At 53.7% G+C, this 12,938-nt stretch carries 12 protein-coding genes; 4 read left to right on the top strand and 8 right to left on the bottom strand.

Translation table 11 applies throughout. The features are described from left to right. Positions 1–6 precede the first annotated feature (6 nt). Both KO486_RS08590 and KO486_RS08595 read right to left on the bottom strand, forming a co-directional pair. Positions 7–1,110 (bottom strand): Hint domain-containing protein, encoded by a 1,104-nt coding sequence (locus KO486_RS08590; protein ID WP_216036824.1) that lies wholly within the window; start codon positions 1,108–1,110, stop codon positions 7–9. A gap of 172 nt (positions 1,111–1,282) precedes the next feature. Beyond that, positions 1,283–2,098 (bottom strand): DUF4198 domain-containing protein, encoded by an 816-nt coding sequence (locus tag KO486_RS08595; RefSeq protein ID WP_216036825.1) that lies wholly within the window; start codon positions 2,096–2,098, stop codon positions 1,283–1,285. Between KO486_RS08595 and KO486_RS08600 the strand changes: the two genes are divergently transcribed. From KO486_RS08600 to tsf, 4 genes are all read left to right on the top strand, one after another. After that, positions 2,091–3,443, top strand: coding sequence for a HupE/UreJ family protein (locus KO486_RS08600; RefSeq protein WP_252734626.1), 1,353 nt, complete (start codon positions 2,091–2,093; stop codon positions 3,441–3,443). The genes KO486_RS08595 and KO486_RS08600 overlap by 8 nt on opposite strands. A 133-nt stretch (positions 3,444–3,576) precedes the next feature. Then, on the top strand, positions 3,577–4,704 hold the full coding sequence (locus KO486_RS08605) for a diguanylate cyclase (RefSeq protein ID WP_216036826.1): 1,128 nt from the start codon (positions 3,577–3,579) through the stop codon (positions 4,702–4,704). Between the two features lie 248 nt (positions 4,705–4,952). Continuing rightward, entirely contained in the window at positions 4,953–5,738 is a 786-nt protein-coding gene (gene rpsB / locus KO486_RS08610; protein ID WP_216036827.1) for a 30S ribosomal protein S2, read from the top strand. A gap of 77 nt (positions 5,739–5,815) precedes the next feature. Beyond that, positions 5,816–6,688, top strand: a complete 873-nt coding sequence (tsf, locus tag KO486_RS08615) for a translation elongation factor Ts (protein ID WP_216036828.1) — start codon at positions 5,816–5,818, stop codon at positions 6,686–6,688. A 399-nt stretch (positions 6,689–7,087) separates the two neighbouring features. Here the strand turns inward: tsf and KO486_RS08620 are convergent, their stop codons facing one another. The 6 genes from KO486_RS08620 to KO486_RS08645 form a co-directional block, all read right to left on the bottom strand. Then, the gene (locus KO486_RS08620) at positions 7,088–7,840 is read right to left on the bottom strand and encodes an autoinducer binding domain-containing protein (RefSeq protein WP_216036829.1); all 753 of its coding nucleotides are present in this window, start codon (positions 7,838–7,840) and stop codon (positions 7,088–7,090) included. A gap of 351 nt (positions 7,841–8,191) precedes the next feature. Further along, positions 8,192–9,382 (bottom strand): ABC transporter substrate-binding protein, encoded by a 1,191-nt coding sequence (locus KO486_RS08625; RefSeq protein WP_216036830.1) that lies wholly within the window; start codon positions 9,380–9,382, stop codon positions 8,192–8,194. After that, entirely contained in the window at positions 9,379–10,479 is a 1,101-nt protein-coding gene (locus KO486_RS08630; RefSeq protein WP_216036831.1) for a branched-chain amino acid ABC transporter permease, read from the bottom strand. Before KO486_RS08630 ends, KO486_RS08625 begins: the two co-directional genes overlap by 4 nt. Beyond that, positions 10,479–11,426: a branched-chain amino acid ABC transporter permease gene (locus KO486_RS08635; protein WP_216036832.1), complete on the bottom strand. Its 948-nt coding sequence runs from the start codon at positions 11,424–11,426 to the stop codon at positions 10,479–10,481. The genes KO486_RS08630 and KO486_RS08635 overlap by 1 nt, the downstream gene beginning before the upstream one ends. Before the next feature lies 1 nt (position 11,427). After that, a complete protein-coding gene (locus KO486_RS08640; RefSeq protein WP_216036833.1) occupies positions 11,428–12,144 on the bottom strand; it encodes an ABC transporter ATP-binding protein in 717 nt (238 codons plus the stop codon). Continuing rightward, positions 12,141–12,917: an ABC transporter ATP-binding protein gene (locus tag KO486_RS08645; RefSeq protein WP_216036834.1), complete on the bottom strand. Its 777-nt coding sequence runs from the start codon at positions 12,915–12,917 to the stop codon at positions 12,141–12,143. The genes KO486_RS08640 and KO486_RS08645 overlap by 4 nt, the downstream gene beginning before the upstream one ends. Positions 12,918–12,938: the final 21 nt, after the last annotated feature.

Here is a 12,938-nt window from a genome sequence, read left to right on the forward strand (position 1 = left end):
GAAAACCTAAGCAGCGTCCGTTTCAGAGTTATACCGCATTCTGGATTCGAATAAGGGCCGTTGGTTTTTGAGAATACGCGACACTAACTGCTTGGCCCTTTTGTTATCGACAATCAGGCGAGCAGGTCCGTCATTCGTTCGACCACCTGCATTTTTACCGTGGATCTTCGCATTGACGTGATCCGTGACCATAAGGCTTTCGACCAACGCACCTTCGGCCGCAATGACTTCGTGTCGCTCGAAAAGAATATGCACAAGAGTTACCCCATCGTCAGGAACTCTCAACTCGATACCCTCAGCGTCGAGCAGTTTTACAGCAGGGACCAAGACCTCGTATTCGCCGGTCATACGTTCGGCAACAGGTGACGAGATCAACACACGATGTTGCCTTGAGACAGTTAGATCGGATTGTGGAAAGCCGGGGGCCAAACTGTCTTTCGTAAGTGTGATCGGTTGTTGCTTTGGGTTTTGCGCCAAATACTCCGCAGAAAGCTCTGTCTTGCCGAGCCATTGAATAGGCTGAAAGCCATGGTCTGCAGTCCAAACCATATCACCTACAATCAGGTCTTTCGCGTGCAATGCGCCACGTTCTGTTCGGACGCGCGTATCGCCAGCGAGACACAAGACGGAGTCACCAGATTCGATTGTCTCATAGGTAAGGTTGCCAAAGATGTCCCACTGGTAGCTTTCCCCAACCGCAACATCCGTATGTTCCAAAATAGCTTCAGATGTCGCGCCATCCGCCGCACCTTCTGTTACGGCGAATGCCGCAATATTGTCGGCGCTATAGAAGTTGATTACCGTATTGGTATCGATATTCGTCAGCGCAATGCCGCTCCCTTCGTTGGAGTCGCTTGCAGCGTTACGCAGCCCTACAGGGATGGTGTAGATGGTGTAATCCGAATTGTCTGGGTGCGTCGTTCCAGTCAGCGTTCCAAGGTTAACTTCACCGCCTGCAATCCCAGCACCCGTATGCAAGGTTCCGTCATCATCATAAACTGAAACAACAAAGTCGGCAGGGTCATCATCGGGGCCAAGCGTGATCTCCACAAACTCTCCCGAGTTTGCAACACCTGTGCCACGAAAGTGCACTTCTGATACGAACGCCATGCTTACTCCCTCCGCAAGGGTAACCCCTGCTGGATTTGACTTGATATACAGCGAGGCCAAAAAACGGCATCACTTTCGGAAAAAGTAACAAAATATTATGTCTATTTTTTGTCGGTTTCTCAGCAGTGAATTTGGACTCGAAACTGGCGGTTGCTGGGTCTCGTACGTAGGCTTATTCTGGCACGCCAAACGTCAGGGCCGCCCAAAGGGTTTCCCATTCGATATCTGCCTGAGCCGCGAGGGCTTCTGATGGTTCTTGCAGAACGACGTGATCGACCAGATAGCTATGCCCAGCTTGTACGGGTAGGGTGGCGATCCCGTCGGCATCTGTACGGTGGTATGTGATGTCTACGGTTCCATCTGGTGCTTTTTCAAACAGTTCAACCTGACCATCCGCTACGGTGTCGGCCAAGAAATATAGCTGCACCCGCAGACCGTCGGACAGATCATCTGTGTAGGGGTTGTCGAGCGCGACAAATTCCACACCAAGGCCCACACGGTAGTCACGGCCTACGCTATGGCCGACCCCGATCAGGCTTTTGGCGAAACGCCAGTAGCCTTCGGTGAAATCTTCGCGGGGCAGGCCGCGGGCATCGTGACGGGCCTCGATGTCCTCAAAGCCTTTGTGCTCGGCGAAGCCCAGGAACTTTTCCCAGTCCGTGTAGGTGATTGTGGACAGCTGCGCGCCGTAAGTGACGATGTTCAACCCTTCGCTGAGAGGTGCCACATCCAATGCGGGACGCGCACCAAGACGGTTTTCGACGTTCGCGCGCTGCATGCCTGCCGAAACGTTGAAACGATCAATACGTTGCGGCAGATATGCCTGTTCTACGCCGCCAAAATCTTCTCCATTCAGGAGTTTCCCTTGCATCCGGGCGTCAGGTTCGATTTGAAAGGCGAGAGGCTCGATCCAGAACTCGTGAGCAACAAGGGCCGATGGAACGGGCAGGGCGAGTGTTAGGGCTGAAAGGGCTGCAAGAATGCGCATGAAATTCTCCGATAAAGTTATGGGCACAGTGGCCCGACTGCTGTCAGTGTCAATGGCTACCGTGATCTGGTTCACGCTTACGTTAGCGGCGCAGGCCCACGAGGTGCTGCCGAGCATTGGTGACATGGAAGTCGTAGACGGTCAGCTGACATTCAAGGTCGACGGCAATCTCGAGAGCCTCGTGGCCGGGATCAATCTGGACGGTCTGGAAGACACAGAAGCCGCCCCAGAGGCCGACCGCTACACCGAGTTGCGTGCCCAAGAACCTAACGACTTCATCGCGGAGATCGATGCTTATTGGCCGCAAATGTCTGAAAGCATTAAGGTTTTGGTCGATGGCGCACCAGTTGAGCTGACCCTGACAGGCATTGCAGTGCCGGAAGTGGGCAACGTTGATATCGTGCGCACCTCCACTTTGGAATTCACAGCCACACTGGCTGAGGGCGCGGAAGCGATGCAAATTGCTTGGCCCGCGGAGTATGGCGTTTTGGTTCTACGACAGATGGGCGTTGAGGCCGGTTGGGACGGGTATCTGTCTGGCGGCGGCATGACGGATCCAGTCCAACTGGGTGGTGGCGATGCCATGACGGGCGGCGAGGCTTTCGTGCGGTTCATTCCTGTTGGTGTCGAACACATTGTGCCACTGGGGCTGGATCACATCCTGTTTGTGTTGGGCTTGTTCTTCTTGTCGACACGTATGCGCCCGTTGCTGTGGCAAGTTACGGCCTTTACGGCGGCGCACACAGTGACGCTGGCTCTCGCGACCATGGGTTTTGTTAATATTCCTGATGAATACATGTGGATTGTTGAATCCATCATTGCGGCATCTATCGTTTATGTCGCCGTTGAGAACATCTTTACCGATGGCCTAAACCCATGGCGGCCGGCGATTATTTTCTGTTTCGGTTTGTTGCATGGGCTTGGATTTGCGTCTGTATTGACGGCTTACGGTTTGCCAGATGGTGCAGTTCTCCCGGCACTGATTGGCTTTAACATCGGCGTCGAATTGGGTCAGCTTTTGTGCATCGCGGTTGCGTTCATCATTGTGGTGTCGGCGGTGCGGCTCTCTGAGGATGGTAAGGTCAACAAAGGTGCGGCTTGGGCCTATATGGGGATTGCGATCCTTGTCGTTCCATTGGCTATCATTCCAATCAGCGCCATGGGGCCTGACGCGGTTGAAGCCTATTTGCCGCTGTTGTTCATGGTTGCAGCCCTGTCCGGCCTATGTGCGGCGTCATGTGCGGTGGAACGGTTTGAAACCTACCGTCATATGGTCGCCATGCCTGCAAGCATCGGCATCGCGTTGATTGGCGCCTATTGGGTGGTGGAACGGGTCTTCCTTTAAGGCGACGTTTTCGACCAGACCTGCTAGGGTCTGCCGGATCCGTAATGCGTCATGGTAATTCTGACGCCACATAATCAAATATTAGGAACTTCACGCCAGACAGGCGTGGAGTTTTTTCTTTTTGGTACTGTTGATGGATGACTTTTCTAAGCTGCTTTTGACGTTCTTTGATGCAGTTGCCATGCTTATGGCACTCATACTCGTTTTGAGCATTCTACACCGAAGTGATCGCCGGGGTTTGATGCACAGCGTTCAGCTTGGCGCGGTGTTTTCTTTGGCAGCACTCGTTACGATGTCTGACCCGATCGATATGGGGGCGGGCGGCATTTACGACATGCGTGGGTTGCTGATCGGCACGGGAATGGCGCTTTTAGGGCCCGTGGTTGGGCTTATGACGGCTGTGACCGCTTTGATTTTCCGTCTCAGCATTGGCCCACCCGGTTTGGAATCGGGGATTGCGCTTATTGTCGGGGCCTGTGCTGGCGGACTTGTCTGGCGCCTGGGGATTAAACCTAAAGGCTTTGCGCAATGGAAAAAGTCAATCATCCTCGGTTTGATGATCTCGCTTCAATCTGTCGGAATTTTTTTCGCGCCGCCCCATTTGTGGTACGGAGTGCTGACCCAACTGATCCCCTACATGGTCGTCTCGAACGTGATCGGTGCTCTTGTCATCAGCCATTTCTTATCTGGGGAACTGTCGTTCTTGTCTGCAGCCGAAGCTTTGCGGCGGGACGCGAACACGGATCAATTGACAGGCCTCCTGAACCGGCGGGGATTGCAGATGGCCTACTCACAATTGTCTTTCCCGACTGCACCCGATCAAGGCCGCGCGTTGCTTTATTTCGACATTGATCACTTTAAATCGGTCAACGATTCCTATGGGCATAGAATTGGCGATGACGTCTTAAAACATATCATTTCCGAGATCAGTGACGTTCTGCGATATCAGGACATTTTCGCACGCATTGGCGGGGACGAATTTGTCGTGATCCTCAACCAGATTCCGCGCAGCAAAGCCGAAGACATCGCAGAAAGATGTCGTCGCGTCGTATCGGTAAGTGAGATTGTCATTGATGGGCGTGTTCTCGACCTGTCGATTAGCGTTGGCGCAATTTGGGCGGAGCGCGCCTCCAGCATCGACGAACTCATCGATCAAGCGGACGCGGCGCTGTACAAGGTAAAACAAAGCAGTCGTAATAATGTAGAATTTCAATTATTAAGGCCTTCTGTTGTCGCTGAGGACAGCCAAGTTGCGGCCTGAAACCCAGCGCCATAACGCTTCAGCAAAGTGTCGTTTGGGGCAGGGGGCGATATCGTCGGTAACGGAAAGCCCAAAACAGCCGTAGTTTATACCCCCAACCCCTTGCGCCATGGGCGAACTCGATCTATAGGACCCCCACGAAATCCCCAGACGGGGGCGGGTGCATTGGGGAGAAATCCCAAGACATCCACCGGTTGGCGAATGCTGATACCCCCGTCCAAGGCTATGAAACCGGAAAGGAAACGACCATGGCTCTTCCAGAGTTTACCATGCGCCAATTGCTTGAAGCAGGCGTACACTTCGGCCACCAGACACAGCGCTGGAACCCGAAAATGCAAGAATTCATCTACGGCGCCCGCAACGGCATCCATATCATGGACCTCACACAGACGGTTCCTATGTTGGACGCTGCGTTGAACATCGTTCGTGATACAGTCGCTAAAGGCGGCCGCGTTCTGTTCGTTGGCACCAAGCGTCAGGCGCAAGCGCCAATCAAAGACGCTGCTGAGAAATCCGCACAGTTCTACATGAACCACCGTTGGCTCGGCGGCACGCTGACAAACTGGCAGACTGTTTCCAAGTCCATCCAGCGTTTGAAAGCGATCGACGAAGCTGCTGAGCGCGGCTTTGAAGGCCTGACCAAGAAAGAACGTCTTGGCATGGAACGTGAGCAGGGCAAACTCGAAGCGTCCCTCGGCGGTATTCGTGAAATGGGCGGTGTTCCTGATCTGTTGTTCGTCATCGACGTCAACAAAGAAGATCTGGCAATCGCAGAAGCACAGAAACTGGGCATCCCAGTTGTAGCTGTTGTTGATACAAACTGCTCCCCTAAGGGCATTGATTACATCATCCCAGGCAACGACGATGCGGCACGTGCGATTGCACTGTACACAGACCTCGCTGCACGCGCTGCACTCGACGGTATGACTGCTCAAATGGGCGCAGCTGGCATCGACATCGGTGAAATGGAAGCTTCTGTTGAAGAAGAAGTCGCCGCCGAAGCACCAGCAGAAGAAGCACCAGCCGCTGAATAAGCGCTGACGTTTCACGAAACTGATACCGGGCGCGACTATCTGCGCCCGGACCCTATTCATATCTAAGGAGACCAAAGATGGCGATTACAGCTGCATTGGTAAAAGAACTGCGCGACAGCACAGGCGCAGGCATGATGGACGCGAAAAAAGCGCTGACAGAAACAAACGGCGACATGGACGCTGCTGTTGATTGGCTGCGCACCAAAGGTTTGGCGAAAGCTGCTAAGAAATCCGGCCGTACGGCTGCTGAGGGCTTGGTTGCGGTTGCGGTTGCCGGTGGCAAGGGTATCGCTGTTGAAGTGAACTCCGAAACTGACTTCGTTGGCAAAAATGCGGACTTCCAGAAAATGGTATCCGGCATTGCTGGCGTCGCTTTGTCAGTTGACGATGTTGTTGCACTGAACGCAGCTGATCTTGACGGCAAGACTGTTGCGCAGACTGTGACCGACGCTGTTGCGATCATCGGTGAGAACATGTCCGTACGCCGTATGAACGCGCTGTCCGGCGATAACGTTGTGTCTTACGTTCACAACGCTGCTGCCACAGACATGGGTAAGATCGGCGTTCTGGTTGCAATGACTGGCGGCGACGAAGCCCTCGGTAAGCAGATCGCGATGCACATCGCTGCCGTGAACCCAGCTGCTTTGTCCGAAGCAGATATGGATGCGGCTGTTGTTGAAAAAGAAAAGCAGGTTCAGATGGATATCGCTCGCGAAAGCGGCAAACCAGAAGCTGTGATCGAAAAGATGATCGTTGGCCGTATGAAGAAATTCATCGGTGAATCCACATTGCTGAACCAAGCGTTCGTTGTAAACCCAGACGTCACAGTCGGGCAGGCGGCAGCTGATGCTGGCGCAACCATCACTGGTTTTGTTCGCCTTGAAGTTGGCGAAGGCATCGAAGTCGAGAAAGAAGATTTTGCAGCAGAAGTTGCAAAGATGAACAGCTAAGGTAACACGTTACCTTTTGCTTGTAAGTCTATGAAAGGCCGCCATTTAATTGGCGGCTTTTCTGTTTCTGGGAAGGGCGAACGGCCCTTTCCATGGGACTGGAAGGGCCGTTCAAGACGTGGACCACAGGGATATAATGGTACTTTCCCACGTCCCTTAGGGTGCTGATCCAATGCGGGCTTAGCCCGATCAGATCAGCGTCCGGTTTCCCGGTGCGAAAAAGAGGAACCCCAAAAATCACAAGGTATCTTAACCGCTGTTCCCAGGCCTTAGGCCACCACTCACGGAACAAGGTTACATTGACATTAACGTAAGGGAAAGCACAGTCAGGGATTCCCTACCAATTGAGAAAGTTAAAGTTTCTAGGGGAAAATTGGGTTCTACCCGTCAAACACGAGGCTACGCTGCCTCGGATTCGATCACGAACATCTGATTGTAGAAAGCGGCTTTTAGGACGGCTTGCGCAGTCGTTTCAACGTCCAAATTCTCACGCGCGAGCCGAAGATGTTTCTCGATCGTTGCAGGTGTCAGTTCTAACAGGATCGCGATGTCTTGCGTTGTCTTACCATCGCCAACCCATTGTAAAACCTCACGTTGTCGCTTTGTCAGGTTGCGCTGGCTATAGGGCAGGGTTTGGATTTTGAGGTGCATCATGTTGTTCATGACCTCGATCTCGCGTCCATAAGTGTCCCAAAGCGCGTCGACCTCATGTTGCGTCATTCCGGGCTTCGCCGTTAGTGCTGCCGCACCTTTGGATCGTTCGTTGGTGCTGACAAAACTGACTGTATAGCCCGCTGTGACATTCTGGCTGAGGTTGAACGCGACAACGGCTTTTTCTGCGTCGGTCAGTTGATCCGTCTCTGACATCCAGCGCCATGAACATGATCCTGTATTCTCCAGCGCCCAGTTCGTCATCGGGGCGTTCGCTAACAATCCTTTGCCAAGGAACTGTTCCATGTAGGTGTCACCGTGGTTCGTCAGTAAAACCCAGTCTTGAGGATCTCCCAGAGATCCACCACTGCGATACCGTGTGAAGCCGTAGATCAAACGGTCGAACCCGTAAGACGCCATTTTCTCAGAGTGCAGCGCCCAAAGAGCCTCGACGGTCGGGGCGCTGGCGATGGATTCGAGGTGTTCGACGAAACTGGTCATGGGGTAGAAGTAGCATTGTTTTCGTTTGGACGAAACAAAATTTACTTTTTGATCAAACTATCAGTGGCGCCAAGGGCCTGAGGTTAAGGAGTGTTGGTAAGTATTTGACGAGGCGCATTTTATTTCATGCTTGAGGTAATGGTTAGTATGGCTTTATTTTACATAATACTGATTATAGGAATAATGCATGGAGGTTTAAGGGCAGCCGGCTGAGTGAGTTTCCTGTTGAAGTCATGAGACCCGCCGGTGATGTGACCAACGCAGTGACACGATGGCCCCGTCCCGTGATCCAATAAACAAAAATGCCGGCGCATTGGTGCGCCGGCATTCTTTTATCTAGGTTCGTTCAGCTTACTCGATAAGTTCAGCTGCCCATGCGCCATCTACGATGGTTGACTTGGAGAAGTTACCGGCAACGTCACCGTTCTCGTCGAAGTCTTGGTTGCCAGCGGCACCCTCATAGTTGATCTCACCACCTGCAGCGAGGATCGCTTTGGCTTCGGCCCACTGACCCGGCAGGATCACTTCGCCTGGTGCAGATGAAATCGCACGCAGGTGCTCGGCCAGACCTTCGCGGTCGCCAGAGCCAGCCGCTTCGATTGCAAGCGCCATCATGAAGGTTGCATCATAGCCGTTGGCCACGAACGGATCACCCGCTGGAACCCCTGCTGCGTCCGCGATTGCCTTCCATGCGCCAAACGACGGTGTGCTGTCGTCGGATGCGGATGTTGTGAAGGTTGCGTTCGCGAGGTTCTCAGCGCCGAGTTGTTCGATCAGCTCATCAGACAACATACCGTCCGCACCGATGAAGTTTGTGAACGCGCCTGTTTCCAGAGCGTTGCGCATCAGTGTGATGCCGCCAGAGCCGTAGTAAGAGAACAGCGCGAGGTTGTCGGAGGTTGCACCGATTGTCGCAACTTCAGAGCGGTAAGACGCTTTGTTTGGCTCATGTGCTTCGTTGGCTGTGACGGTGCCGCCCATACCTTCGTAGGCTTGAACGAAAACTTCAGCGATGGCTGCGTTATAGTCGTCGTTGGCGTAAGATACGGCCATTTCTGTGTACCCGTTTGCGATCGCCAGCTCAGCCAGTGCAACGCCTTGGTAAGCATCAGATGCGGCCGCGCGGAACACGAGGTCAGTGCCGTCTTCCATGTTTGTGATCGCCGGTGAAGACGCGGAAACGGACAGTGTGATTACGCCTGCTGGGATCGATACGGATTCAGCCTGCGCGATAGTGGCGCCAGAACAAACTGGGCCAATGATTGCGGAAACGCCGCTGACGTTGATCAGTTTAGTCACAGCATCAACAGCCGCTGTTGGGTCGCAAGCAGAGTCAGCGCGTTCAATCGAGAGCGTTTCGCCATCGGCGAACATACCGCCCTGCTCGTTGATGTTGGCAGCCGCCAGATCAACAGCCGCCGCGATTGGTGCGTTGAGGTCCGGAATTGGGCCCGTCATCGCCATTGGGTTACCGATTGTGACGTCGGCCATTGCAGTTGTCGCCAGCAGAGTTGCGGCAGTCGCGAGTAGTGTCGTTTTCATTGTGTATCTCCCGTTGTGTCCGCAGTCTTAGTGTCAGCCTTTGGTGATGCGGGTCTCACCTCAGGTAGTATCCCCCCTGGATAACGTTGGAGGATCACTTGCATCAGAATACCGATGAGCATCATGCGCAAGAACCCTGCCCGTGTCTGCAAAATACTTGCATCCATCGTGGAGAAAATAGCGGTGATGAGATCAATAATCCCTGAAATCATCAATTCAGAAGCTGACCAAATGGTCCAGATCAAAAACGCACCAAGGATTGCACCTCGGTTGTTTCCAGATCCGCCAGCGATCAGCATGACCCAGACAAGGAATGTCACCTTGCTCGGATCAAAGGTGTTTGTGGGCTCAATAAGACGCAGGTGCTGGGCCAGAAATGCCCCCCCAAGCCCCATGATTGCAGCACCAATAACAAAGGCTTCGATCCGGCGGCGGGTGACGTTCTTACCGGCAGCACGGGACGCTGGTTCGTTTTCACGAATGGCGGTCATCATGCGGCCCCACGGCGATGTACGAGCGCGTTCAAGCATCTTGTAGATAACAAAGACCACCAGAACGATCGTGCCAGCAAACAGCGGCTGCCAGTACCAGTTTGGCAGGCTGTCAAAGAAGGCGTCCCAGTTTTCCGGCGTGCCAAACCAGCTCATGGGCCAGCTGGAATAGAAGCGTTCTTCGCTGAAATGTTCCCAAGAACGCGGGATCTTGTTGATGCCGCGCGGGCCGTTGGTGACTTCGGTTTCGTTTTTGAAGATCAGTTTGATGATCTCTGCAATACCGATGGTCGCAATCGCCAGATAGTCAGACCGCAGCCTGATACAGACCAGTCCGATCAACGCGGCAACCAGTGCCGAGGCCAGCATCGCAACCGCCATCCCGATGGGCAATGGCAAGCCAAAGCCGCCCAAATGGAATGTGGATTCCGCGGTCGTCAACAGCGCGTATGTATAGGCACCCACGGCGACGAACCCAACGATGCCTGCGTTAAACAGCCCCGCAAACCCCCACTGGACGTTCAGACCCAGTGCCAAGATAGCGTAGATCCCGCCAACGGTCAGAAGAGACAGGAAATAAAGGAAATACCCAAGATAAGCTTCCATCAGAACGACCTCCCCTTGAACAGACCTTGCGGACGAACGATCAGCATGATGACCATAATCGCAAAGGCCACGCCTGTTTTATAACCCGGTGACAACAGTGGTGCGTCGCCGATCCATGGATAGGCTGACAGTTCTTCCGCCAGTCCGATGACCAAGCCGCCAAAGACCGCCCCGTAGGGTTTGCCGATCCCGCCAAGGATGGCCGCAGCAAACATAGGCAAGAGCATTCTAAAGCCCATCGTCGTTTCCAACGTCTGCGTATCCATTACCAAAAACACCCCTGCCGCCGTGGCGCAGATGCCGCCAACGATCCATGTGGCGTTAATAACCTTGTCGACGTTGATGCCCGTGACATGGGCGAGATCAGGGCTGTCTGATACCGCGCGCATGGCTTTCCCGATGCGTGTGCGGTTCAAGAGATAGCCAAGCGCGATCACGATGATGATCGTACCGGCAAAGATAAACAGGTGCTTGTTGGGCATGATGATCATTGCGCCAAGATCACCGGTGAAACTTTGCAGCCAAGCGTTTGGCTTTGCGATACCGGGTACAAAGGCGATCTGGTTTGGTCCCCAAATGACCTGCACCGCAGAGCGGATGATCAACATCATACCAAAGGATGCCATAACAACCTTGATGGTGTCTTCTTTACGGAACGGTTTGTAGAAAAAGCGGTCTGTTCCAAGAAACAGCAAGATTACCATGAACGCGGCAGGAACCATGGCCACCAGCGGGTGCAGCGTCAGCCCTGCCCCAGCCGCCACCGCCATCACGGTATACGTTAGATATGCGCCGCTCATCATGATCTCGCCATGGGCGAAATTGGCAAACCGCAAAATGCCGAAAGTCAGCGTGATCCCGATCGCACCAAGCGCATAGATGCAGCCCAGAACCAATCCAGGAATCAGGTAAAAGTTGACGAATTCAAACAGATAAGCATCCCACATATCAGTGCCCCCCGCCCAAGAACATGCGCGCAATTTCAGGGTCGTTGGCCAGTCCCTCGCCAGTGCCAGTATGGCGGTTTGCACCGTCTACCAGAACATAACCACGGTCCGATACGCCAAGCGCCTGTTTCGCATTTTGTTCAACGATTAGAATGGGTACGCCCGTATTTTTAATCTTTTGAATGGTGCTGAAAATCTCACCGCGATACTTGGGCGATAGCCCCGCCGTCGGTTCATCCAGCAACAGAATTTTCGCATCCACCATCAGCGCCTTGGCCATAGCGACCATCTGGCGCTGACCGCCCGACAGGCTGCCTGCAGCTTGATGTCGTTTTTCGGCGAGATCCGGAAACAGCTCATACATTTCGGCGATACGCTCCGAGACCCCAGTCGGTCGTGTCCATGCACCCATTTCAAGGTTTTCCTGAACGCTGAGGTTTACAAATACGTTGTTGGTTTGCGGCACATAAGAAATGCCCTTTTCGATCACCTTTTGCGCCGGCGTGTCTGTGATGTCTTCACCGTTCAGAACCACGGAACCTTCGCGGATGTTCAACAGGCCCAGAACGGACTTCATCGCAGTGGATTTCCCTGCCCCGTTTGGCCCGATAATCGCGACGATCTCGTTGGGGTTCACGTAGAGCGACAGGTCATGCAAAATCTCGGTCTGACCATAACCCGCCTTCAGATTATTGAGTGACAGCACAGGTTGCGTCATACCACTTCCCCCCCGAAATAGGCGTCGATAACCCGTTCATCATTGCGGACTTCATCCATCGTGCCTTCCATCAGAACTTGGCCTTCGGCGAGCACGACAACCTTGCCACACAACCGCGCGATCATGTCCATATCGTGTTCGATAATGCAGAATGTGTAGCCGCGTTCTTCGTTCAATTGTTCAATCATTTCAGCGACTTTGCGCATCAAAGTTGGGTTCACGCCAGCGCCGGGTTCATCCAGCAAAACAACCTTGGAGTCGTTCATCATCGTGCGACCAATTTCGAGCAGCTTTTTCTGCCCACCAGACAGGTTGCCCGCCAGTTCGTGACCCACATGGGTCAAGCCAAGAAATTCCAACGTGTCTCGGGCTAGATCAATCACCTCGGCCTCGCGGTTACGGACTTTGCCACCAGCGAACCACGTGGACCAAATGCTTTCGCCCGTCTGCACGGGTGCGGCCACGGCAAGGTTCTCAAGTGCTGTCATGCGCGCATATTCATGGGACAGCTGAAACGTGCGCATCAGGCCTTTGTGATACAGCACATCCGTGCGCTGGCCTGTGATGTCTTCGCCTAGCAATGTGATCTTACCGCTTGTGGGTGGTAGCTCGCCCGCGATCATGTTGAATGTGGTGGTTTTGCCTGCGCCGTTGGGGCCGATCAGCCCGACGATTGCGCCGCGCTCAACCTCAAAATCAACGCCTCGAACAGCATGCAGCCCGCCAAAACTCTTGGCCAGCCCAGCAACGCTGAGGACAATATCGTTCGCCATTCGTACCCTCTCCCACAAAGG

Source organism: Octadecabacter sp. B2R22 (assembly GCF_018861045.1).
Classification (GTDB): Bacteria; Pseudomonadota; Alphaproteobacteria; order Rhodobacterales; family Rhodobacteraceae; genus Octadecabacter.

Coding starts and splice junctions, on each gene's coding strand:
- KO486_RS08590 (WP_216036824.1), bottom strand. CDS start 1,110: ATGGCGTTCGTATCAGAAGTGCACTTTCGTGGCACAGGTGTTGCAAAC.
- KO486_RS08600 (WP_252734626.1), top strand. CDS start 2,091: ATGCGCATGAAATTCTCCGATAAAGTTATGGGCACAGTGGCCCGACTG.
- KO486_RS08595 (WP_216036825.1), bottom strand. CDS start 2,098: ATGCGCATTCTTGCAGCCCTTTCAGCCCTAACACTCGCCCTGCCCGTT.
- KO486_RS08605 (WP_216036826.1), top strand. CDS start 3,577: ATGGATGACTTTTCTAAGCTGCTTTTGACGTTCTTTGATGCAGTTGCC.
- rpsB (WP_216036827.1), top strand. CDS start 4,953: ATGGCTCTTCCAGAGTTTACCATGCGCCAATTGCTTGAAGCAGGCGTA.
- tsf (WP_216036828.1), top strand. CDS start 5,816: ATGGCGATTACAGCTGCATTGGTAAAAGAACTGCGCGACAGCACAGGC.
- KO486_RS08620 (WP_216036829.1), bottom strand. CDS start 7,840: ATGACCAGTTTCGTCGAACACCTCGAATCCATCGCCAGCGCCCCGACC.
- KO486_RS08625 (WP_216036830.1), bottom strand. CDS start 9,382: ATGAAAACGACACTACTCGCGACTGCCGCAACTCTGCTGGCGACAACT.
- KO486_RS08630 (WP_216036831.1), bottom strand. CDS start 10,479: ATGGAAGCTTATCTTGGGTATTTCCTTTATTTCCTGTCTCTTCTGACC.
- KO486_RS08635 (WP_216036832.1), bottom strand. CDS start 11,426: ATGTGGGATGCTTATCTGTTTGAATTCGTCAACTTTTACCTGATTCCT.
- KO486_RS08640 (WP_216036833.1), bottom strand. CDS start 12,144: ATGACGCAACCTGTGCTGTCACTCAATAATCTGAAGGCGGGTTATGGT.
- KO486_RS08645 (WP_216036834.1), bottom strand. CDS start 12,917: ATGGCGAACGATATTGTCCTCAGCGTTGCTGGGCTGGCCAAGAGTTTT.